This window comes from Arenibacter palladensis (assembly GCF_900129275.1).
GTDB classification, from domain to species: domain Bacteria; phylum Bacteroidota; class Bacteroidia; order Flavobacteriales; family Flavobacteriaceae; genus Arenibacter; species Arenibacter palladensis.
Map to the genome: position 1 here is coordinate 815,813 of NZ_FQUX01000002.1, position 21,576 is coordinate 837,388.

Here is a 21,576-nt window from a genome sequence, read left to right on the forward strand (position 1 = left end):
GTTTTATCCATAAGACCTGTGTTTTGAAAAAAAATAAACTCCTTCTTTCCGTCGTATTTCTGTTTCTCCTTGCTATATCATGCTCTAAAGAGGGCAAGGAGGAACTGATAGATATTGTGGTCAATGAAAAACCTACCGATCAACCGGAGGAAGAGCCCGAGGTGGAAGCACCTTTAATAGAAAGTAGCCCAATCCCTGACAATCCCCAAAGAACGGGGAACGCCTCGGTAGGATACGAATATTTAATTTCCGGCAATTATATGAGTTCTGGGGTTCCCTATGATGCATTTTTACTGGGGACCAGCGTAAATCCGGATAACCGCCTCAACAGAACCGGGGACAATGCAAACTTGCCATATGATTACACGGCTATAACAGCTTCCAACGGAGCAAGAGTCGTTGCCCCTAATTGCATGGCATGCCATGCCTCCACCATAAACAATGAATTTATTATTGGCCTAGGAAGCCATGACGCGGATTTTACAGTTAACCGGGCAAGCAATATTGCTCTATTAAATTCCGGCATTAGAGCATTGTACGGCGGTGAGGAAAGCGCAGAATGGCTGGCATACGACCAATTTAGGAAAAGCATTGTAGCTATTGGCCCTAGGACTATTACAGAAACCAGGGGCGCCAATCCCGCTGATAAAATTACCCAGGTATTAATAGCACATCGGGATAAGAATACATTGGCCTGGCAGGATACACCTTTAGTAGAAATACCGGAAGAGGTGATTCCTTCAGATGTGCCGGCATGGTGGCTGCTAAAGAAAAAGAATGCTATGTTTTACCACGCAATAGGCCGACTTGATTATTGCAAGTCATTTATTGGCTCCAGTCTTCTAACCCTAGGTGACGCAACCAAGGCCGTTGAAATAGACGCTAAAATGGTAGATGTACTGGCCTATATACAGACTTTGGAAGCACCTGAGTATCCATTTTCCGTAGATTCAGATTTATCACTACAAGGTAAACAAATATTTGAAAATACTTGCGCAACCTGCCATGGCACCTATGGGGACAGCCCAACCTATCCAAATTTACTAGTAACCCTGGAGTCTGTTGGGACCGACCCGGAACTATCCAACCATTACACAAAATCCTCCACAATGAACGATTATTTTATGGATTGGTTCAATACAGGATGGTTCGGTACTTATGGAAATAATTTACAGATAAAAGCGGAAGGCGGTTATATTGCCCCGCCCTTGGATGGCATATGGGCCACGGCCCCCTACTTTCATAATGGATCGGTTCCCACCCTGGAAGATGTCTTGAACAGTAAGAACAGGCCCGCCAGATGGAGCAGGTCTTTTGACAATACCGATTACGATCAATCAAAAGTAGGCTGGATCTACACCAATGAACAGACCAAAGTTGACAAAAACACCTACGATACTACTTTAAAGGGATATGGAAATTCAGGTCACACCTTTGGCGACCATTTGACAGATTCAGAAAGATCAGCCTTATTGGAATATTTAAAAACACTGTAATTCAACACCTTGAAACCTATTATTTAAACCAAAAAGGTAACTGGATACACCTTGCATCAAGTAAATTAACAAGCGTAGATATTGGTGTTTTCTTTTAGTGCAACCAACCAAATAACTATTATTCCTCTGGTGGTCTACCGTGAATATCTTCGTAAATGGTATCGAAGTTTTGACGTAGATGAGTACTTAACTTCTTATGATAGTCATCCGTTAGCCACTTAAGAAAGTTATAAGTGCTTTTACTAATACACTTGGCATAACGTTGTATTCTATCATCAATGTCCGGGCCCAACATCTTGGAAAGTGCCAAGGCATCATATACATCCTCACTATTTTCAACACATATCCTGGCATGTTGGGCTATGGAACGCTCCAACACCACCTTTGATGACTCCCCATTCTTAATGGAGTCTACATAGGTTTCCTTGATATCGAAATACACTTCATCGGATTTAGCAAACTCTGCCCGCAATTCTTCGGGCATTTCCCATTTAAAATTGCTTTCCAGCTCTTCATCACTTAGAAGTCTATCAGCGTAAAAATTTGGTGATTTAAAAATAGTCTGCCAATCCAAATCTGCCCCCCACGGACCAAATCGATGGAAATTATTTCCGAGGTCAATTACTGAAAAGGTAGATTTATTGTTTAAAATCCTGGAACCACGTCCTATCATCTGGTAATACAGGGTCAAGGATTTAGTGGCACGGTTCAATATAATGGTATCTATGGTAGGTTCATCGAAACCGGTAGTCAAAATACTTACGGACGTCAAAATAGCATTAGGAGTCATGTTAAACCACTTTAAGATGGTCTTACGCTGCTTCTTGGTGGCGGTATTGTCCAAATGTGCAATTGGATAGCCTGCAGCTCTGAAAGTCTCGTAAACGTGCAGGGAAGTGTTAATACCGTTATTGAAAATCAAGGTCTTCTTACCTTTGGAGTGTTTTTCATAAGCTTCCAAAAGCTTACTGAGCATTTGACTATTATTATAAAGATCCTCCGAAGATTTAACCGTATAATCCCCATTGGAACCCACTTCCAAAGAAGTTAGCCCCATATTGTAGGAATAAAATTCCGCCCTTGCCAAAAACTCATTCTCAATAAGGGATTCAATGGTCTCCCCTACAATCAATTCATCATAGTTGTCCTTCATGGGCAAGTCCTTGTTGGAACTCAAAGGGGTTGCGGTAACGCCCAAAACAAATGAATTTTCAAAAAACTTGAACAGTTTTGTAAAGGAATTATAATGTGCCTCATCAATAATTACCAACCCAACGTCGGAAATATCCAATTTATCGTCCTGAAGCCTGTTATTCAATGTCTCCACCATGGCCACAAAGCAACTGTACTGCTCCTGATCATCCAAATTTGCCTTACTGTCCACCACTTTATTGGTTACCCCAAAACTGGTAAGCATGGTAGAAGTTTGTTTACAAAGCTCTATACGGTGGGTCATGATAAGCACCTTCTTATTGTGGTGCTTGAGATATTGCCTTACGATTTCAGAAAAAATGACGGTTTTACCTCCGCCAGTGGGCAATTGATACAAAAGATGATAATCATCGGGGGCAGTTTCAAATTTATCAAAAATCTGGTCTATTGCTCCTTTTTGATAGCTGTACAGCTCCTTATCCGTTTTTCTTTCTACAATGGCATTGGCAATCAAAGTCTCCGACATAATCTCTTTTTTGGATTGCAAAACTAAGCCCTTTGTTGGGTGTTTGACGAATATTTTTAGAAAATTTAAGGATTATTTTTTTTGAACATCATCATCACCGGCCAATTAAAGTGGTTATTAAGCCACATTTCAAAACAAAATACCTAAAAAATTAAGTGCCTAATAAAATCTTGACCCCGCATTATATTAGTTTTTGACAAGGTTTCTTAACGCCACCCATTGTTTGAGCATTTCCCTTGAATCCGTAGCCGGATATCCCAGTACGGTTTTTCCAGGAAGAACGTCGCTCATCACACCCGAACCAGCCCCCACTACGGCACCCGAATTGATGGTCGTATGATCTTTAATGGAAGCGCTCCCCCCTATGATTACACCATCGCCCAGGGTCACCGAACCAGCCAAACCACTGTGCCCGGCCATAATACAGGACCTTCCCAACACACAATTATGGGCTATTTGGACCAAATTGTCGATTTTACATCCATCACCTACTATTGTGGAACTAAATTTTCCGCGGTCCACGCAGGAATTGGCCCCAATTTCCACATAATTGCCAATCACCACATTTCCTATTTGGGGAATTTTCACCAAACCCCTGCCGTCTTCGCTTGGCCTATAGCCAAACCCATCGGCACCAATACTCACATTGGTATGAAAAATACAGTTATTCCCTATGATGCTGCGCTCCCTGATAACGGTACCCGACCATACCACGGTATGATGGCCAATGGTACTCTCATCAAAAACAGTAACATTGGGATAAAGGATAACCCCATCTCCCAAAACTACATTTTTACCCACATAACTACCGGCTCCAATCTTACAACCTTTACCCAAAACCGCAGTTTCGTGCACTACCGCCCTAGGATGTATCTCTTCAATCATTTCAGGTGGTTCCGGCTGAAATGCCTCCAGCAATTTGGCCATGGCCAAATCCGCATTTGCCACCTTGATAAAAGCCCTATCCGCACCTGGCTGTATTTTTACTGCATTGGTCACAATGGCAGCACTAGCACTGCATGAATCCCATTGTCGCGCATATTTATTACTGGAGATGAACGTAATTTGCTGATCTTTGGCCCTGTCCATTTGTTCGGCGCCAATAATCGACTTATTATATTCCCCTATAAGCTCCCCATTCAAAAGGTCACTTATTTCTGCAACGGTAAATGATTTCATATAATATTTTTGTAATTGTTTTATTTCTAAAACATTGATTTATTTTCTGTCAAATATTTAAATATAGCGTTAAATTTCAAACTATATTGTTAATTATTAAGGTTGCTGGGACAAAAACATTAAACAAGACTATAGACAGCAATGATTAAATTGTATATTCTCTTGCGCCAAATACCCTTTACCAATAACTGTTATTTACTTTTCCTTTGCGACCTAATATACAATTGTTCTACCTTTTCCCGTGCCCAAGGAGTCCGTCTTAAGAATTTTAAACTGGATTTGATAGAGGGGTCGTGATTAAAGCAGCGAATATTGATTCTTTCACCCATTTCCTCCCAACCATATTGAGACACCAGGGATTCCAAAATATCGGCCAAGGTAATGCCATGTAAAGGGTTCTTATCGTTATTCATTTAAAGCAATACATTAAATAGAATTAATTATATAACTCAATTTAAGTTAAATGTTATTTTCTTTTTTTGTTTTTTTGGGCTAATCTTTTATCGCCCCTAGTAATCGGTTTTTTATACTTCTTTGCAATTACCCTTTTATAAGACCCCCCTTGGTTTACCTTTTTATTTTTTTCCGCTTTCTCATGAAAGGCGGCGCCACGGGCCTCTGCTTCGGACGCGCTCACAGGATTGTTGTGTTCCAAATTTTTGGGGCGTTCTTCCGGCGCCAACTCCTCTGATATTTTTACCTCCTTTGGTAACTCCAACAACGGTATTTCGTAATCCATTAATTTCTCAATGGCATTTTTAAACTCCTCTTCCTTTTCGGTATACAACAACAAAGAGTTTCCTTTTTTCTCCGCTCTTCCCGTTCTACCTATACGGTGCATATAGTTCTCCGGGAATGTTGGGGTATCAAAATTTATAACGTGGGTAATTTGCTCTAGATCCAATCCCCTGGACATTACATCTGTGGAGACCAGTATCCTATTTTTACCTTCATCAAATTGTTTGATGGACCTAATTCTATAATTCTGTGTTTTATTGGAATGTATTATTGCTGCCTCATCCCCAAAATCTTCCTTTAAAGCTTCAAATAATCTATCGGCACTTCTTTTATTGGAAACAAAGATCAACACCTTTTTGTATATGGTTTTATCTTTCAAAAGAAAAGCCAAAAGGTTTACTTTGGTATAATAGTTTGGCACGGCATAGACCACTTGTTCAATATTTTCCAATGGGGTGCCACTTACTGCAATCGATATTTTTACCGGAGCAATAAAAAAGTCCTCTATCAATTTGGAAACCTCCTCGGTCATGGTAGCCGAAAACATGATGTTCTGCCTTCTCTGTGGCATTAACTCAAAAATATTGGTAATCTGAAATCGAAAACCAAGATCCAACATAACATCGACCTCATCGATGACCAATTTCTTGATATCCTTGAGCTTAACTGTCCTATCCAGTGTTAGGTCATACAATCTACCGGGTGTAGCCACCAAGATATCACACCCCTGTGCAACTGCTTGTCGCTGTGTATTTATATTTGCCCCACCGTAAATACCGCAAACCCTAACACTCATATATTTGGAATAGGCTTCAATGTTGGCTACCACCTGCAACACCAACTCCCTTGTTGGTACCAATATCAATATTCTGGGATTGGGTTGTTTCGAAAATTTCAACTCCTGCAAAAGAGGCAACATATAGGCAAATGTCTTCCCCGTACCTGTTTGTGCAATCCCTACAATATCCTTACCTGACATGATTACGGAAAAGGCCTCTTGCTGAATAGGTGTCGGGGAACCAAATCCCAAATCCTCTATGGCATAATGTAATTGCTTAGATATATTAAAATCCGAAAAAGTACTCATTCCCAATATTTTTGGACAAAGGTAGAGTTTATAATCTTGATTACTACCGTTTTTGCAATTGTTGATATAATTCAAAGGCAACCGTAGATTCATAATTAAAACTTAATTCCAGAGTTTAACTATGCGATTATTATTATTTTGATGCCGCTTACTAATTTAAATTCCAAAAAATGAAAAAAACCTACCTTCTATTTACTTTGTCCCTATTAAGCTTCATCCAGACCGGATTTACTCAGACTACCGATAAAATTGTAGCTCAAATAGTATCCGAAGTCCATGAAAATTCGCAGTTGGAAGCCTTGGCGCACCAATTATTGGATGTCATTGGCCCTAGGCTGGTCGGCACACCGCAGATGCAACAAGCCCATGATTGGGCAGTGAACCAATACACCAACTGGGGAATCGCAGCAACAAACGAACAATGGGGCCAATGGAGGGGCTGGGAACGGGGAATAACACATATAGACATGGTATCACCTAGAGTACAAACCTTAAAAGGAACCCAACTGGCATGGAGCCCAAGTACCGGACGTAAAGGTATTACGGCAGAGTTAATGGTATTGCCTACCGTTGCCGATTCCGCTGAATTCAACAATTGGCTACCTACTGTTAAAGGTAAGCTGGTAATGATCTCTATGAAGGAACCTACCGGTAGACCGGATTATAACTGGGAAGAATTTGCAACGCCGGAGTCTTATTATAAAATGAAAAAAGATAGGGAGGCCCAAGAAAATGAATGGTCAACAAATATGCAACGCATAGGATACGATAGGCGTTCGCTCCCTATTGCCCTGGAAAAAGCTGGAGCAGCGGGAATAGTTAGTTCCTATTGGTCCAAGGGGTTTGGCGCCAACAAAATTTTTGGAGCCAATACGGACAAAATTCCAATTATCGATTTGGAACTGGAAGACTATACCATGCTTTACAGATTGGTGGAGCATGGAGATCGCCCCAAAATTAAAATTTTGGCAGAGTCCAAAGAGCTTGGTGCCGTACCCACTTTTAATACCATAGCAGAAATAAAGGGTTCAGAAAAACCCAATGAATATGTTGTACTATCGGCTCATTTCGATTCTTGGGATGGCGGTACGGGGGCCACGGATAACGGAACGGGCACCTTGGTAATGATGGAAACCATGCGCGTGCTCAAAAAATTATATCCCAATCCCAAAAGGACCATTTTGGTCGGACATTGGGGAAGCGAAGAACAGGGATTGAACGGCTCCAGGGCTTATGTAGAGGACCACCCTGAAATTGTGGGTAATGTACAAGCCGTTTTTAATCAAGACAATGGTACGGGGAGAGTGGTGCAAATATCCGGAGGCGGGTTTGCCAATTCCTATAATTACATTCCAAGATGGTTATCCGCCGTTCCGGACGATATTACCCAACATATAGAGACCACATTTCCTGGAATGCCTGCTGGCGGAGGGTCGGACAACGCTTCCTTTATAGCTGCCGGAGCCCCTGCTTTTGGACTTAGTTCCTTAAATTGGTCCTATTGGAATTATACTTGGCACACCAATAGGGATACTTATGATAAAATTGTTTTTGACGATTTAAAGAACAATGTAATTCTTACAGCAATATTGGCCTATATGGCAAGTGAAGATCCGGAAATGGCCTCTAGGGAAAAAAGAATATTGCCGGTCAACCCTAAAACTGGGGAACAATCCATTTGGCCAGCACAGCGTTCTCCCGAAAGGAAAGGAGGATTGTAAGAATTTCCCATTAATTTCCCTTGGGTTTATTAAAAATAAAGACTAACTTAAATTCCAGAATTTATACCAGATCTTGCTAGGTCTGTTAACCTAAAAACAATTAAATATGAATATCAATTTTGTATATGATGATGTAAAAGCCAGTGCCCGTTTAGAAGAATTGGCTACCAAGAAGTTAGAAAAACTAGAAGACAAATATGATTTTATAGTGCGCGCCGATGTTTTCTTTAAAAAAGAGAACACTTCCTCACCTGATACCGGTTTAATTTGTAACATACGGCTAAGTGCACCTGGCCCCAGATTATTTGCAGAGTCCAACAACTCTAAATTTGAAGTTTCCATTGCCGCTTCAGTAGAAGAACTTGAAAGGCAATTGGAAAAAAGAAAAGGCAAAATGAAAACACATTAGCCTAATTAATTACAATTAAAACACAAAAAATGCCCCGGTAAAGAGTTGAATCTTCCCGGGGCATTTTTATTTATCATTTTATGACGATAAATTATAAGCTTCCTTTTTTTAATCCCCATCGTCCTCAAATTGGGTATCGGCCAAGGTTTTCATCAATCTATCCGAGAAAGGGTTTTTGTACAAATCCCTCATCAACCTTTTTCTTTTACGATCTGAAATGTCCATAGTATCCAAAATACCTTTTCTCCTTTTGACCTCAACAAACCGCTTCTTCTTTAAAGCCATCCGATCTTCGGCAGATAAAATCATGTCTGGCTCATACTCCTCCAATACCGTCCATTTTTCCACCTTCAGCTTTTTTCCCAAAGTGTCACTCTCCTTGGATTGGGCATTGCCATCCACCAAGAAAAAAACCATAACAAGCACAATTACAGCGCTGTATATATCTTTAATCATGTTTCATAAAAGTGTCTGTTTAAAGTTATAACATTTTATTCATCCTGCCGCACCATAAATCCAGCCCAGACTTACAGTATATCGTGTTTTATAACCTTCTATCGATAATCCACATCCATCCATTGTTACAACAACCTCAAAATCCGGCAAAATGCAATACTCTATTCCCAAAAAAAGAATGTTATATGTTCGCACTAGTGATTGAAAAATGATACTTACATTTGTGCCTTTAAATACAAAAATGTATGTTGGTTTGGGGTTCTTTTATTGGTCTGATCATTATTTTTTTGGCTCTGGATTTAGGTGTTTTTCACAAACATGAACACGTAATTAAAACCAAGGAAGCCAGTATTTGGACCGCAGTTTGGGTAACCGTGGCACTAAGCTTTAGTGGGGTTATCTATTGGCTGTTCTCCAATAATATCATTGACAACCCTACCGGTTTAACCCCAAACGATGCTGTTCTAAAATACATAACCGGCTATCTTATTGAACTATCGCTTAGTGTAGATAATGTTTTTGTGATTGCCGTAATATTCAGTGCTTTCAAGATTCCGGCCATTTACCAGCACCGGGTACTGTTCTGGGGAATATTGGGGGCAATAGTTTTTAGGGCCATTATGATAGTGTTCGGGGTTGCCCTGATTACCAAGTTTGATTGGATTATTTATGTCTTTGGAGTATTCCTATTGTATACGGCCTTTAAAATGCTGAAATCGGACAACAGCGAATTTGATCCAAAAAAGTCCTTCATATTTAAAAGATTAAAAAAAATATACCCCATTACGGCAAGCATTAATGGCCATGATTTTTTCGTAAAACGTATGGGCGTTACTGCCGCTACCCCACTATTTGTTGCCTTGGTAATTATTGAATTAACGGATATTCTATTTGCAATGGACAGCATCCCTGCTATCTTGGCCATTACGGCCGACCCTTTTATTGTTTTTAGCTCCAATATTTTGGCCATATTGGGATTGCGATCCATGTATTTCCTAATTTCCAGAATGCTGGAGAAATTCAGGTATATCAACTATAGCCTAGTAGTGATTTTAGCTTTTGTAGGTTTAAAAATGATGTTTTCCCACCACATAGAAATCCCAGAGTGGGTATCCCTTACAGTGATATCCGTATCCTTGGTTGGGGGAATAATTTTCTCACTACTCATCACCGAAGAAAAAGGGAAGTGAAAGTGCCAGTTATTTTTTAACCTGCAATTTCTGGGCAATAATAATTAGGGCATCCTGTACGGTTTGCATTTTGTCCATATCTTCATTTTCCAAACGTATCCCAAACGCATCCTCTACATCAAGGACAATATCGACCAAATTGGCCGAATTAATATTGAGTTCCTTCACGAAATTACTATCCACCTCAATGGCATCCACAGAAACATCATCAGGAAGGTACATCTTAACGATATCCTTCAATTGCCCAAAATGTTGATCACTCTCCACAGTTATTTCACTTTATAATCATTAAAGATAACACAGGCGTTTACATCTCCAAAACCAAAACTTGCTTTTGCCATTATTCCCGGTGTATGGGAAATGGTTTTTAAGGGTATTCTGGAGGCATCTACCAATGCCAAGATCTCAGGATGTAGGTCCTGACAGTTTCGATTCCCAAAAACCAATCCCTCGCGGTATTGTAGCAAGGCAGCCACACATTCAACACTGCCGGAAGCGGCCAAACAATGGCCTACCAGCCCTTTTGTAGCGTTTATTATGGGAAAATCGACACCTGTTCGTCCCAAAGCCTCGCTCCAATTTCTAATTTCCTCTACATCTTTTGATGTAGCCGTTAAATGTCCATTAATAACGTCCACTTCGGATTTATCCACTCCCGCATCCATAAGCGCCTCCAAAATACATTTCTGTACCGCTTGACTGTTTGGAGCGGTCATACTTCCTACACCCCGTTGTCCGCCACTATTGATTGCACCTCCCAAAACCTCCGCATATATTTTGGCCCCTCTCTCCAAAGCGCTCGATAATGACTCCAACACCATGGCACCTGCCCCACTACCAGGAACAAACCCGGAAGCACTGGAGCTCATGGGCCTACTGGCCTCTTGGGGATTATCATTGTAATTGGAGGGCAAAATGCGCATAGCATCAAAACCACCCCAAATATACGGTCCGCTGTCGTTACAACTCCCTACCAACATCCTTTCTGCTTTTCCTGCCCTTATCCGCTCCATCCCCATAATTACCCCTTCAGTGCCCGTAGCACATGCCGATGAATTGGTGGTCACCTGATTTCCACATCCCAAAATGCCACCGAGATAAGCACTGATACCACTGGCCATAGTCTGCATTACAGAATTACTGCCCAAACGGCGGGCATTGTTATTATCTATTAAATGGATGGATTCCCTTAGTTTGTCTATTCCCAAAATTCCAGTGCCAAAAATAATTCCGCTGTCCCAGTCAGGTAGATCCTTATCTGCCTTTTCCAGACCCGCATCCTTCCAGGCATCCGATCCGGCCATAACACCGTAAACAATACCGCTTGAGTTTAAACCCCTAAGTTGTAATGAAGTAAAATAAGATTCCTTTAAACCTTCCCGTATTTCCGGTTTTCCTGCTATTTGACATCCAAATCCCAAGTCGGCCAACTCTTGATGAAAAGTAATTCCACTACTACCATTGAGCATTGACTCATAAAAATTGGTTAGCCCCACCCCGTTAGGCGCGCATATACCAAGTCCGGTTACCACTACCCTCCTATTCATATGCTATTATTCCTTATCATCCCAGACAAAACACCCTTGCAAACCAACTGGGCTTCCTGGTTGTACATTTTAACCTCACATTTCAACTTATTGAAGCGAAAGTAAAGCTTGTTCGCTTTTACAATTACCGTCTCCAGTGGAAAGACAGGCAAGAGAAAATGCATATCGGAACTGCTTAGCGCTACCTGGAAATCCCTTGTTCCCACCTTTTCCGAATTGAGTAAATGGATCCCCAAACATACCAATCCGATTTGAGCACAACATTCTGTGAGAATCACTCCCGGCGTAACAGGTTGTTCCTTAAAATGTCCCTTATAAAAGGATTCATCCTTTTTAAAAGTATAGCGACCTTCAATGGCATTATCACTCACCATATTTATTTCATCAACGAATAAAAAGGGATCTGTATACGGTAATTTATTTATTATATCATTTATAATAAGCATCCAACAATACTTTAATTAAACTATTACTTTACACATATTGGTTGAAGCAATATCCAATACTTTTTTTAAATTTCAGGTTATATCACCATTCCAGTAATATCCGTTGGGCAGAAAATCCAGGGCCAAAACTCAATAATAAACCTTGCTCCCCTTCCGGAATATCCTTTTCCATAAATCGTTCCAGCACATAAAGTACCGTGGCGCTGCTCATATTACCATATAGCCGTAGGGTTTCCCGGGTATCCTCCAAATTCTTGCCCAAATTACCAAACAACTGCTCTACAGTCTCTACTATTTTCTTTCCACCAGGGTGAAAAATTAAATGGTCCACTTTTTCAATACTACTTCCATACCGTTTTAAAAATGGATGGATGATTTCTGGGAAATGTTCGGAAATCACCTGCGGCACCAGGGGATCCAAAATCATTTTTAGGCCCGAGTTGGTTAAATCGAAACCCATCATTTGTGTAGCATCGGGAAAATGGTACATTTCTTCCCCAACGATTCTTGGTCCCTTGGCGTCCTTTTCCGAAGATACCAATACACAGGCTGCCCCATCTCCAAAAATAGCGGCACTTACCATATTGGCCATGGAATAATCATTGAGTTGAAAGGTCGCAGTTGGACTTTCAACAGCTACAATGGCTGCCCTCTTCCCTGGGTTGGATCTTAAAAAATTACTGGCATATATTAAACCGGAAACACCTGCAGCGCAACCCATCTCCGTAACAGGCAAACGAACAATATCTTTTCTAAGGTCCAGATCATTAATCAAATAAGCATCCAAGGACGGAATCATAATTCCCGTACAGCTAACCGTAATTATATAATCCAGACTGTCTGCCGGCCACCCACTTTTATCAAGGGCCCTCTGAAGGACAGTTCTTCCCAACTTCTTGACCTCACGGATAAAGACATTGTTTTTATCTTCAAAAGAGGTAGCTTCAAAAACCTCTTCAGGACTCATTATACTATAGCGTTTGTCTACAGCGGCCCCTTCAAAAATCTTAAGCACCTTACGCTGAAACCGTACATCCTGACCGTGCAACCATTGCTCCACAAAGGGTAAAATATCCTTTGTGTTCCTACTGTATTGTGGCAATGATTTGGTTACTGCAACTATCCTAGTCCCTTCCATATGGCAACTGTTTTCCCTTTATTCTCATTATCCATAGGTATCTAAATGCCCATCTCCAACAAATATCGTGTTCCACATGGGGTAGATTAATGGAAAAAGCTTCCAAATCCAATTTGGTAAACGCGCTTTTTATGGAAACCAAACCATCATGCTTCGCAATCTTTGTTTTTATAAAAATAAGGCTAAACAGCTGAAAAAGATAATAGGACACTTTACTTCTCTGCAAATCATTAATAACAATGCCCAATCTGCTCAGTTTTACAAATTGATCCAGAAAAAGGGGTATATCCTTAGAATCAAAATGATGCATGGTTAAGGTGCAGAGTAGAATATCACATTGTAGGTTCTTTGCTTCCGGCCCCAAAATATCCAATTCCAAAAAACTTATATTGGAAAATTCCTTAGCATTTTCTTTGGCCAGCGCAATGGATTTGGAATTTAAATCTACCCCTATTAGATCCAGGCTCACAGGTTTGTTTTTGTAATACGCAGCAACTTTAGTCAACATGGCCCCATCCCCACACCCCATATCCATTATGGTATATGAATTCCGAGGGTTTTCTTCAATTATTTTTTCAATGGCCCGTAAAGTAAGTGAAAAACCCTGCAAAACGGTATTGACCCTATTTATATCCGTATAAACTTTCTGCAACAAAATGGTATCCAATAAAGGATCGTCCATAAGCTCTCTGCTACAACTACGTCTTTTGAAATTCATTAATTCTGGATAATTTGTCCATGGGTATTTTTGATAAGCTTATTTACAATATAGGGAGAATTAGCCAATATCCCCATGGATAAATTGGATAGCCTTGGGTTCAGCAAAATAGCCTGCAGCTGCCTACCCATCCATAACCTCTTGGCAAACAAATGCTTCCATTGGGTTTCATATTCCATCTCTAACTGGGATCGATTCCATAATCCGGTCTTAAAATAAGAATTGATAGCCTCCGAGGCAATTTTGGCGCTATGGATGGCCATAGCCATTCCATTGCCACACAACGGATGTATAAGACCCGCTGTATCCCCGCACATGATAACATGATTCTCCACGGCTTTCTTTTTATGAAATGAAATCTGCCCTATGGTGAGTGGTTGCTCAAATAACATCTCCGCATCATTAAGAAATTTATTTAGATAAGGATTCCTAGCAATAATATTCTGATTAAAGCCAGCAATACCCTTCTCTTTTTTAAAACTATCATAAGAAACCAGATAACAAAAATTTACCGCCCCACTTTCCGTTTTGGACAGCCCGCCGTAACCGCCTCTGAAATTATGGATAGCTACCAAATTATCTGGAAAGGAGTCTAATTTATAATGGGTCTTTACAGCTAACCATGGGGATTTTTTCTGAATAAAATAACGCCCTAGATCCTTATCCAACACATCCCTTTTCCCATATGCTCCAATAACAAATTTGCTGGTGTATTCCTGACCCGATTCCAAACCGACCCTAAATATGTCGTTTTCAAATCTTATGGAGTTTACACTATTAACAAAAACATTGACTCCCAATTCCAATGCCCTCTGATACAAAAGGTGGTCAAAAGTATATCTACTAAGACCAAACCCTCCCAGGGGTAAATTAGCCTTCAAGGCTTTCCCCTGCTCAATACTCAGGAGCATTTCATTAAATTGAAAGGTTCGCGGCAAAGAAACCCCCAAAAACTCTAAATAAGGTTTCACTTCGTTGGAGATATACTCTCCACACACTTTATGGTGGGGATATGGTTTGCTTTCAAAAACAGCCACATCGTAGTTTTCCCTTCGCAAGTGTATGGCGGCAGTTAGACCTGCAAGGCCTCCCCCTACAATAATGACATCAAAATTATCCATTAACAAAAGGTACTGAAAATAAACAAAAAACCCGACGATATACGTCGGGTTTTACACAAGGGTGTTTTTGTTTTATTTATTGTTTCGCCTTTTGTAAAGCTTCCTGTTGTAAAGCCTCATTGGCCACAATTACCAATTCTACCCTACGGTTTTTAGCTTTACCGGCAGCCGTACTGTTGTCGGCTTTTGGTTGCGTCTCACCATACCAGGTTGTTGTTAACCTACTCCCTGAAATACCATTGGTAATTAGGTAATTGGTTACAGACTGTGCCCGTTGCTTGGACAGGTTAAGATTATAGTCATCGGGTCCGGCACTATCGGTATGGCCTTCCACCAATATATTGGTGTCCGGATATTCTTTTAAAATCCCTACCAATCTATCCAATGTTGCTGCCGAAGTACCCTTAACATCGGATTTATTGGTATCAAAGTAAACACCGGCATCCTCATTAAAGGTTACATTTATTCCTTCACCTACCCTAACAACCTCAGCTCCAGGAATCTCTTCTTCAATTCGTTCTGCCTGACGGTCCATTCTATCCCCGATATAACCACCGGCAACACCACCTACCACTGCACCAATGATTGCTCCCAAGGCCGTATTATTACCTTTTCCAACATTATTGCCAAGAACTCCTCCTATTACCGCTCCACCGGCAGCACCAGTTGCCGCACCCCTTTGCTTGTGATTGGTGTTCTTTACTGCTTGACAACTACTGAACGTAGCAAGAATCATAATTACGGATAAACTACTTACTATTATTTTTTTCATTTGATTTTATTGTTTAATGTTAATCCCAAATATTTCAAGGACGAATATCCCTTAAAACAGAAATCATGCCAATCCCGACTTATTTGCGTATCGGCTTGATTATATATTTCAGGTAATTAGAAATTAAGGCAGGTCGTTTTTGGTAAATTCATAAACTACTGTCAACGGCTGTCCATCCACAGATACTTTTGAGGTCATTCTCAACTGTTGATCGGTGAGTTGTTCAATGTCCAACCTATATCCCAAACCTCCTGAAATATCCTTATACTTCTCGTCTATAAACTTAAATTGCAACTGACTGTTCATCCCTGGCCTATCCACAACAGACCAACGGATAAAGCGCTCAGCGCCATCACAATTAGCACCATTGCCCAACATATAACTCCCTGTACTGTTATTATTTCTAAAAAACCAGGTACTGCCCTCAAAACAAGTGGCATCGGAATCATTAAAAAGAACCGATTTGAATTTTCCCTGGCCGCCTTGATAGGAAACACTGTTCAAAATCCAGTTACCGCTCAAAACACTTCTGTCCTGTCTTGCCGCCTTGGATACGGAACAGGAGGTAACAATACCGGCAGAAATTAACATTAAAACTAAAAGCTTTTTTAAATGCATTGTTTTCATATTTATAATTTGAACATATATACGTTGAAAGTGTAAAAAAAGTATGATGCACCTCTTTTAATTAAGAAGATAAAAACTAATACCCTCAGGCACAGAATACTCCGAACAACTTATTTTTCCCAAAACTATTGTAAATGACAAAAGTGGCTTTGCTCTTATCCAAAAATAATTGACTTTACCCCAATTGGGGAACATTTAGAATCCAAAGGTACCTACCTAAATATTTTACTCCATGTTCCTAAAAAAAACAAGGGGAAGCATTGCTTCCCCTTGTGCATTAACAGCCAAAACTCTAATATTAAAACCAACAAACAGACTGCTAACAAAACAACCTCATAATTTTATCAAAATCTTCGTATATAGTTCTTCTTTCAATTTGTGCGACTCCTGCAAAATAGCCTTGTATAGATTACGATACTCTTCGTGCTTGTTAACATAGTATATATCGCACTCCATATCTTCGCATTCATGTAAATTTACCATAGAGCTCTTATACCTGAAGAATACACCAAGATGCAATTTGTTTTCCATGGCCAATTCTTTCAACCTACTGCCCATATCATCGTCATTCGATAATTTTTTGGCAATGTTGATCAAAATTTCCAACTCCCTGCCGTTGTCAACCAAATGATCTATCCAATTATTGAGCTCCAGGGCATCTTTTTTGGCAATTAACCTATCGTCCGAATCATGTTCATAAAACACTTCCATAATTACAATAAAATATCAGAATTAATGGTATTAAGTTCTTGCTTCACATCCGCAACCTTAAGGGTCTGCTCCCCGTTCCTAAATTCCCATACAATATCATCCCCTTTGGCATAGCCTATAACTGCGGCCCCCATAGGAGTTAAAATTGAAATTTTACTGTTCTTGAAGTCACCTTGGGAAGGAATGACCAATTGGAATTGTTTGGACCATCCATTGACTGCCTGGATGGTGACGATAGAATTGAACCTGATCACATCTTTGGGCATTTCCTCCTCATTATAAACTACCGCAGACTTCAGCTCTTCGGTCAACTTTTCAATGGAACTCTTATAAGTATTATCCGTGTAAAACCCGGATACATTTACCAGACGCTTTAACAAGACGAACTCCTTCTCCTCCAACACTAGATTTCCGTACTTCATAATTCTGTATTTTTTATTTTATTTATGGAAATATCCCTCTTTGAACATAAGCCTTTTCTATTCTCTCAATAGCAATGATATAGGCTGCAGTTCTCATATCCCCATCCCTATTTTCGGCAGTTTCATATACCTTCTCAAAGACTTCCTTCATCTTCTTTTCCAGCTTGGCCATCACTTCCTCCAATTGCCATAACTCCCCGTTTCTGTTCTGTAGCCACTCAAAATAGCTACCTATTACCCCCCCTGAATTACATAGTATATCCGGTATGATTCCCACTCCATTTTTCAACAATATCTCCTCACCTTCCACATCGGTTGGTCCATTTGCACCTTCCGCTATTAAAAATGCCTTGATCTTAGCAGCGTTCTCAGCTGTAATTTGATTTCCCAAGGCAGCAGGAATACATATATCGCAATCCAATTCAAAAAAATGGTCCTTATCTACAGCTTGCGCCAACGTATAGCCTACAATACTGCCCTTGTTGCCCTGCATATAATGGTACAACTGGGATACTTCAATTCCATCGCTATTGGCAATGGTTCCATAGGCATCCTGCACCCCCACCAATTTAGCTCCTTCGTTTTCCAAAAAATGGGCAGTCCAATAACCTACATTCCCAAATCCCTGAACAATAAACCTCTTGTTCTTTAGGTCTACCTTTTTCTTTTCGGCCCACAGTTTTATATTGAGAAAAACACCGTAGCCCGTAGCCCTGTCCCTACCTTCAGAACCTCCGGAACCCAAGGGTTTCCCTGTTACCACATGCTGATTTTTGGACCTCTCCGCCGGGGACTTTGTAGACATATACGTATCCACGATCCAAGCCATGGTTTGTGAGTTTGTATTTACGTCCGGAGCAGGTATATCGTGTTCCGGCCCTATGTTATCGCCCAATGCATATGTAAATCTTCTGGTAATCCTTTCCAATTCCGCATTGGAATATTTGGAGGGATCAATTTGAATCCCTCCTTTAGCACCACCATAGGGCAGACCTGCCAAAGAGGTTTTCCAGGTCATCCACATGGCAAGCGCCTTTGCCGCATCAATATCTACGGTAGGGTGATAACGAAGTCCACCCTTATATGGTCCTAAGGCATTATTGTGCTGCACCCGGTATCCTGTAAAAACTTCAACATCCCCATTGTCCATTTTAACCGGGAAATGTATCAGTAATTCATTGTTGGTAATGCTTAGTATTTTTCTGATATTACTATTTAGGCCAATAATATCGGCAGCATGATTGAATTGACGCATCACGTTCTCCAACATGCCCTGTTTCAATTGTGTTTTTGATTTTGTAATCATAAATTTCTGTTTAGAACAATCTCACTTCTCTCTTAAAAACCATTTGATTTCCTCCAGGTACCGCCCTTGAATCCGCGGATTCAAATTCATTGCAGTTCCAGATATGTTTTTTATTTTTTGTCAGTACACATGTTTTGAAATACTCACAACTTGGACATAAACTAGTGCTGTTTTCCATAACCGTGTATTTTAGTTACACAGCATGGGCAACTAGAGTGCCATAAAACCGTAGTATTGCTTATAATTAATTTAAACAACTGATAATCAGTATTTTAAATTACGTAAAAGCATTTTTACTCCAATATACATTTGGGATTTTTTCCCCAGATGGGTAGGAATTACCCATCTGGAACATGGGGATTATTGAATTTTTTGACGCAGCGTTTTGCGATCGATCTGTAGAATTTCTGCCGCCTTGGATTTGTTATTGTCGGTAGCTTCCAAAACTTTCAATATGTATCTTTTTTCAACTTCCCTTAATGGCAAAAGATTGTCTTCGGGAAAATCTATCTTAAATTTCAAATTGTCAGGCAAATTGTCGATTTCGATTCTTTTATCGCACATAATTACAGCCCTCTGAATTACGTTTTCCAATTCCCTAATATTCCCCGGCCACGGATAACGCATCAGAAGCTCCAAGGCCTCGGGTGCAATGGTCACCAATCTATCTTTGTACTCTACCCCATATTTTAAAAGAAATTTGTCTACCAACAAAGGAATGTCTTCTTTGCGCTCCCGAAGGGAAGGAACATTGATCTCCACAACCGTTAACCTATAATAAAGGTCTTCCCGGAACAATTTTTTTTGTACCTGGGAATATAAATTGCTATTGGTGGCCGCAATGACCCGGATGTCTATTTTTTCTATTTTTTGTGATCCTACCTTTATCACTTCCTTTTCCTGCAACGCCCTCAGCAATTTGGACTGTACGGAGAGGGATGCGTTGCCTATTTCATCCAAAAATAGGGTCCCTTTGTCCGCAGCCTGAAAAAAACCGTTGCGGTTTTCATTGGCCCCTGTAAAAGCCCCCTTGGCATAACCAAAAAGCTCGGCTTCCAATAGACTTTCAGGAATGGCCCCACAGTTCACCGCAACAAACGGAGCCCTGGAAAATTTTCCCATATAATGTACGGATCGGGCAACCAATTCCTTTCCAGTGCCACTTTCCCCATTTATCAGTACCGTTGCCTTGTTGTCCTTAACCCTATCTATAATGTCAGTCACTTTTTTTATGGCCTCAGATCTACCAATGAGTTCCCCATAAGCATCAACCTTATTATTTTTGGATACCGATGGACCACTGGCAGCTACCTTTCCTAGGGAACTGCCCGTGAAGGATTTTAGTACTGCCTGCTTTAATTCCTCTTTGGTAAAAGGTTTGACCAAATAATCCAAGGCTCCTGATTTTATAACACTCATTGCGTCATCTACCGAAGGATAGCCGGTAACCACTAATTTTGGCAATTTGGGATAATGTTCTGAAACGTATTTGACCAACTGCAGTCCATCCACATCCGGCATTTTAAGATCCGTAATCAAAAGGTCTATTTTGGAATCCTTTAAAATCACCAAGGCCTCCTTTACGGATACGGCTTTGTAGGTGTGGTAATTAAAGGATTGAAGGTGCCTATGGATCAGTTCCAATATATTTACATCGTCATCTACGATCAATACGTTCTCTTTATTAAGGCCCATAAATTTAATTTTTCGGGAAATCAACGGTAAAGATAGTTCCTTTAGGTTTGTTGGATCTATACTTAATGGTCCCTTTATGACTTTTTACAATACCATGCACAACACTTAAACCCAATCCAGAACCCTCACCAACCGGTTTGGTACTGTAAAACGGCTCAAAGATCTTATCTCTAATTTTACGATCTATACCTGGTCCTTCATCCGTTATGGTTATCTCCACCATACTTTCAGTTTCCTTAACATCGATCTTAATCTCACCTTTTACCGGGGAAAAATATATGGCATTGAGCACCAAATTAAAGATTACCTGTGTCAACTGAATCGTATCTACCCTAAGTAAAATTGGTTCTGCACTTATGTTGAGCTTGTGAACAATTTTCTTTTTCTTAAAACTGGGTTCCATTAAGTTAACGGCATTGGCAATTATGGGCCCTATATTCACCAACGACATTTGTTGGGGCATTTCACAAGCGAAGAACATTAGCTTTTTAACCACTTCCCTGGAAAATATGGCGCTGTTAATAATTTTATCAACATCCTTGGAGGCTTGGGTATCTTGGGTTATCCTAGTTTTCAATAATTCGGCAAATCCAAGTATATTGGCCAAAGGGGTATTTAGTTCATGGGCGATTCCTGCTGTAATTTCACCCAAAATACCCAGGCGGTCCGCCCTTTCCATTTTACGTTTTATAATTATCTCATTGTCCTTGATCTGTTTTCTTTCCAAAAGATTGCCGACCTCCAAACACACGTTGCTAAGCAATTTCTCTTCTTCCTTCAAAAAATCATCTTCGCTATATTTTGGCCTGGGATAGGCTACGTGTATTTCACCCACCTTTTTATTAAATACCATAACATTGGACTCCAAACACACAGGATCATCCGGGAAATCCGGTGTGACAATATTGTACTGGTCAGATATGAGTTTTACCTGGGCAGCGTCACTAAAAAGCCAAGCTTTCTGCAAACAATGCAGAATTCCCTTTAGGGCATCTTCAACTTGGTCATAGTCGCAATTCACAATTATGGAGGTTACTTCATATAAACAAGTAAGCTCCTTTATGCGCTCTTTAAGTTTTTCTTCTGCTGTAATCATCTGCATATTAATCCTTTTTAAAT

General features: G+C 40.3%; 22 protein-coding genes. 4 read left to right on the forward strand and 18 right to left on the reverse strand.

The genetic code is table 11. The annotated features are described in order from the left end of the window. Nucleotides 1-23 precede the first annotated feature (23 nt). Nucleotides 24-1,496, forward strand: coding sequence for a c-type cytochrome (locus tag BUA60_RS09510; RefSeq protein ID WP_084532550.1), 1,473 nt, complete (start codon nucleotides 24-26; stop codon nucleotides 1,494-1,496). Nucleotides 1,497-1,614: 118 nt separating this feature from the next. On the opposite strand, the gene BUA60_RS09515 is transcribed toward BUA60_RS09510, so the two are convergent. The 4 genes from BUA60_RS09515 to BUA60_RS09530 all read right to left on the reverse strand — a co-directional run bounded on the left by BUA60_RS09515 (nucleotide 1,615) and on the right by BUA60_RS09530 (nucleotide 6,178). Continuing rightward, nucleotides 1,615-3,174, reverse strand: coding sequence for a DEAD/DEAH box helicase (locus BUA60_RS09515; RefSeq protein ID WP_072861498.1), 1,560 nt, complete (start codon nucleotides 3,172-3,174; stop codon nucleotides 1,615-1,617). 186 nt (nucleotides 3,175-3,360) lie between these two features. Further along, nucleotides 3,361-4,353: a UDP-3-O-(3-hydroxymyristoyl)glucosamine N-acyltransferase gene (gene lpxD, locus BUA60_RS09520; protein WP_072861499.1), complete on the reverse strand. Its 993-nt coding sequence runs from the start codon at nucleotides 4,351-4,353 to the stop codon at nucleotides 3,361-3,363. 191 nt (nucleotides 4,354-4,544) lie between these two features. Then, entirely contained in the window at nucleotides 4,545-4,766 is a 222-nt protein-coding gene (locus tag BUA60_RS09525) for a VF530 family protein (RefSeq protein WP_072861500.1), read from the reverse strand. A gap of 53 nt (nucleotides 4,767-4,819) precedes the next feature. Further along, entirely contained in the window at nucleotides 4,820-6,178 is a 1,359-nt protein-coding gene (locus BUA60_RS09530; protein WP_072861641.1) for a DEAD/DEAH box helicase, read from the reverse strand. 170 nt (nucleotides 6,179-6,348) lie between these two features. On the opposite strand from BUA60_RS09530, the gene BUA60_RS09535 reads away from it, so the two are divergent. Both BUA60_RS09535 and BUA60_RS09540 read left to right on the forward strand, forming a co-directional pair. Then, nucleotides 6,349-7,899: a M20/M25/M40 family metallo-hydrolase gene (locus tag BUA60_RS09535; protein ID WP_072861501.1), complete on the forward strand. Its 1,551-nt coding sequence runs from the start codon at nucleotides 6,349-6,351 to the stop codon at nucleotides 7,897-7,899. A gap of 106 nt (nucleotides 7,900-8,005) precedes the next feature. Then, nucleotides 8,006-8,308, forward strand: a complete 303-nt coding sequence (locus BUA60_RS09540; protein WP_072861502.1) for an HPF/RaiA family ribosome-associated protein — start codon at nucleotides 8,006-8,008, stop codon at nucleotides 8,306-8,308. Nucleotides 8,309-8,416: 108 nt separating this feature from the next. Here the strand turns inward: BUA60_RS09540 and BUA60_RS09545 are convergent, their stop codons facing one another. Continuing rightward, entirely contained in the window at nucleotides 8,417-8,764 is a 348-nt protein-coding gene (locus BUA60_RS09545) for a hypothetical protein (protein ID WP_072861503.1), read from the reverse strand. Between the two features lie 245 nt (nucleotides 8,765-9,009). On the opposite strand from BUA60_RS09545, the gene BUA60_RS09550 reads away from it, so the two are divergent. Next, nucleotides 9,010-9,954, forward strand: a complete 945-nt coding sequence (locus BUA60_RS09550) for a TerC family protein (protein ID WP_072861504.1) — start codon at nucleotides 9,010-9,012, stop codon at nucleotides 9,952-9,954. A 9-nt stretch (nucleotides 9,955-9,963) separates the two neighbouring features. Here BUA60_RS09550 and BUA60_RS09555 read toward each other — a convergent pair whose 3' ends face one another. The 13 genes from BUA60_RS09555 to BUA60_RS09615 all read right to left on the reverse strand — a co-directional run bounded on the left by BUA60_RS09555 (nucleotide 9,964) and on the right by BUA60_RS09615 (nucleotide 21,559). Then, nucleotides 9,964-10,221 carry a phosphopantetheine-binding protein gene (locus tag BUA60_RS09555; RefSeq protein WP_072861505.1) on the reverse strand — a complete coding sequence of 86 codons (258 nt, stop codon included), beginning with the start codon at nucleotides 10,219-10,221 and terminating at the stop codon, nucleotides 9,964-9,966. 2 nt (nucleotides 10,222-10,223) lie between these two features. Beyond that, complete coding sequence (locus tag BUA60_RS09560; RefSeq protein WP_072861506.1) at nucleotides 10,224-11,501, reverse strand: beta-ketoacyl-[acyl-carrier-protein] synthase family protein; 1,278 nt, start codon at nucleotides 11,499-11,501, stop codon at nucleotides 10,224-10,226. Continuing rightward, complete coding sequence (locus BUA60_RS09565; RefSeq protein WP_072861507.1) at nucleotides 11,498-11,947, reverse strand: 3-hydroxyacyl-ACP dehydratase FabZ family protein; 450 nt, start codon at nucleotides 11,945-11,947, stop codon at nucleotides 11,498-11,500. The genes BUA60_RS09560 and BUA60_RS09565 overlap by 4 nt, the downstream gene beginning before the upstream one ends. A gap of 82 nt (nucleotides 11,948-12,029) precedes the next feature. After that, entirely contained in the window at nucleotides 12,030-13,085 is a 1,056-nt protein-coding gene (locus BUA60_RS09570) for a type III polyketide synthase (protein ID WP_072861508.1), read from the reverse strand. Continuing rightward, nucleotides 13,072-13,803 carry a methyltransferase domain-containing protein gene (locus tag BUA60_RS09575; RefSeq protein WP_072861509.1) on the reverse strand — a complete coding sequence of 244 codons (732 nt, stop codon included), beginning with the start codon at nucleotides 13,801-13,803 and terminating at the stop codon, nucleotides 13,072-13,074. The genes BUA60_RS09570 and BUA60_RS09575 overlap by 14 nt, the downstream gene beginning before the upstream one ends. Continuing rightward, nucleotides 13,803-14,924 carry an NAD(P)/FAD-dependent oxidoreductase gene (locus tag BUA60_RS09580; RefSeq protein WP_072861510.1) on the reverse strand — a complete coding sequence of 374 codons (1,122 nt, stop codon included), beginning with the start codon at nucleotides 14,922-14,924 and terminating at the stop codon, nucleotides 13,803-13,805. Before BUA60_RS09580 ends, BUA60_RS09575 begins: the two co-directional genes overlap by 1 nt. A 76-nt stretch (nucleotides 14,925-15,000) precedes the next feature. Beyond that, entirely contained in the window at nucleotides 15,001-15,696 is a 696-nt protein-coding gene (locus BUA60_RS09585) for a YiaD family glycine zipper/OmpA-like lipoprotein (protein ID WP_072861511.1), read from the reverse strand. A gap of 123 nt (nucleotides 15,697-15,819) precedes the next feature. Further along, nucleotides 15,820-16,323: a lipocalin-like domain-containing protein gene (locus tag BUA60_RS09590; RefSeq protein WP_245802518.1), complete on the reverse strand. Its 504-nt coding sequence runs from the start codon at nucleotides 16,321-16,323 to the stop codon at nucleotides 15,820-15,822. 333 nt (nucleotides 16,324-16,656) lie between these two features. After that, a complete protein-coding gene (locus tag BUA60_RS09595; protein WP_072861512.1) occupies nucleotides 16,657-17,034 on the reverse strand; it encodes a hypothetical protein in 378 nt (125 codons plus the stop codon). Between the two features lie 2 nt (nucleotides 17,035-17,036). Further along, the gene (locus BUA60_RS09600; RefSeq protein WP_072861513.1) at nucleotides 17,037-17,456 is read right to left on the reverse strand and encodes a GreA/GreB family elongation factor; all 420 of its coding nucleotides are present in this window, start codon (nucleotides 17,454-17,456) and stop codon (nucleotides 17,037-17,039) included. 22 nt (nucleotides 17,457-17,478) lie between these two features. After that, entirely contained in the window at nucleotides 17,479-18,762 is a 1,284-nt protein-coding gene (locus BUA60_RS09605; RefSeq protein ID WP_072861514.1) for a Glu/Leu/Phe/Val family dehydrogenase, read from the reverse strand. A gap of 360 nt (nucleotides 18,763-19,122) precedes the next feature. After that, nucleotides 19,123-20,457, reverse strand: coding sequence for a sigma-54-dependent transcriptional regulator (locus BUA60_RS09610; RefSeq protein WP_072861643.1), 1,335 nt, complete (start codon nucleotides 20,455-20,457; stop codon nucleotides 19,123-19,125). Nucleotides 20,458-20,461: 4 nt separating this feature from the next. Continuing rightward, nucleotides 20,462-21,559 carry a sensor histidine kinase gene (locus tag BUA60_RS09615; protein WP_317043191.1) on the reverse strand — a complete coding sequence of 366 codons (1,098 nt, stop codon included), beginning with the start codon at nucleotides 21,557-21,559 and terminating at the stop codon, nucleotides 20,462-20,464. Nucleotides 21,560-21,576: the final 17 nt, after the last annotated feature.

What these genes read in the sequence shown, in the direction of transcription:
- BUA60_RS09515 (WP_072861498.1), bottom strand. Translation starts at nt 3,174, where the DNA reads ATGTCGGAGACTTTGATTGCCAATGCCATTGTAGAAAGAAAAACGGAT.
- lpxD (WP_072861499.1), bottom strand. Translation starts at nt 4,353, where the DNA reads ATGAAATCATTTACCGTTGCAGAAATAAGTGACCTTTTGAATGGGGAG.
- BUA60_RS09525 (WP_072861500.1), bottom strand. Translation starts at nt 4,766, where the DNA reads ATGAATAACGATAAGAACCCTTTACATGGCATTACCTTGGCCGATATT.
- BUA60_RS09530 (WP_072861641.1), bottom strand. Translation starts at nt 6,178, where the DNA reads ATGAGTACTTTTTCGGATTTTAATATATCTAAGCAATTACATTATGCC.
- BUA60_RS09535 (WP_072861501.1), top strand. Translation starts at nt 6,349, where the DNA reads ATGAAAAAAACCTACCTTCTATTTACTTTGTCCCTATTAAGCTTCATC.
- BUA60_RS09540 (WP_072861502.1), top strand. Translation starts at nt 8,006, where the DNA reads ATGAATATCAATTTTGTATATGATGATGTAAAAGCCAGTGCCCGTTTA.
- BUA60_RS09545 (WP_072861503.1), bottom strand. Translation starts at nt 8,764, where the DNA reads ATGATTAAAGATATATACAGCGCTGTAATTGTGCTTGTTATGGTTTTT.
- BUA60_RS09550 (WP_072861504.1), top strand. Translation starts at nt 9,010, where the DNA reads ATGTTGGTTTGGGGTTCTTTTATTGGTCTGATCATTATTTTTTTGGCT.
- BUA60_RS09560 (WP_072861506.1), bottom strand. Translation starts at nt 11,501, where the DNA reads ATGAATAGGAGGGTAGTGGTAACCGGACTTGGTATATGCGCGCCTAAC.
- BUA60_RS09565 (WP_072861507.1), bottom strand. Translation starts at nt 11,947, where the DNA reads ATGCTTATTATAAATGATATAATAAATAAATTACCGTATACAGATCCC.
- BUA60_RS09570 (WP_072861508.1), bottom strand. Translation starts at nt 13,085, where the DNA reads ATGGAAGGGACTAGGATAGTTGCAGTAACCAAATCATTGCCACAATAC.
- BUA60_RS09575 (WP_072861509.1), bottom strand. Translation starts at nt 13,803, where the DNA reads ATGAATTTCAAAAGACGTAGTTGTAGCAGAGAGCTTATGGACGATCCT.
- BUA60_RS09580 (WP_072861510.1), bottom strand. Translation starts at nt 14,924, where the DNA reads ATGGATAATTTTGATGTCATTATTGTAGGGGGAGGCCTTGCAGGTCTA.
- BUA60_RS09585 (WP_072861511.1), bottom strand. Translation starts at nt 15,696, where the DNA reads ATGAAAAAAATAATAGTAAGTAGTTTATCCGTAATTATGATTCTTGCT.
- BUA60_RS09590 (WP_245802518.1), bottom strand. Translation starts at nt 16,323, where the DNA reads ATGAAAACAATGCATTTAAAAAAGCTTTTAGTTTTAATGTTAATTTCT.
- BUA60_RS09595 (WP_072861512.1), bottom strand. Translation starts at nt 17,034, where the DNA reads ATGGAAGTGTTTTATGAACATGATTCGGACGATAGGTTAATTGCCAAA.
- BUA60_RS09600 (WP_072861513.1), bottom strand. Translation starts at nt 17,456, where the DNA reads ATGAAGTACGGAAATCTAGTGTTGGAGGAGAAGGAGTTCGTCTTGTTA.
- BUA60_RS09605 (WP_072861514.1), bottom strand. Translation starts at nt 18,762, where the DNA reads ATGATTACAAAATCAAAAACACAATTGAAACAGGGCATGTTGGAGAAC.
- BUA60_RS09610 (WP_072861643.1), bottom strand. Translation starts at nt 20,457, where the DNA reads ATGGGCCTTAATAAAGAGAACGTATTGATCGTAGATGACGATGTAAAT.
- BUA60_RS09615 (WP_317043191.1), bottom strand. Translation starts at nt 21,559, where the DNA reads ATGCAGATGATTACAGCAGAAGAAAAACTTAAAGAGCGCATAAAGGAG.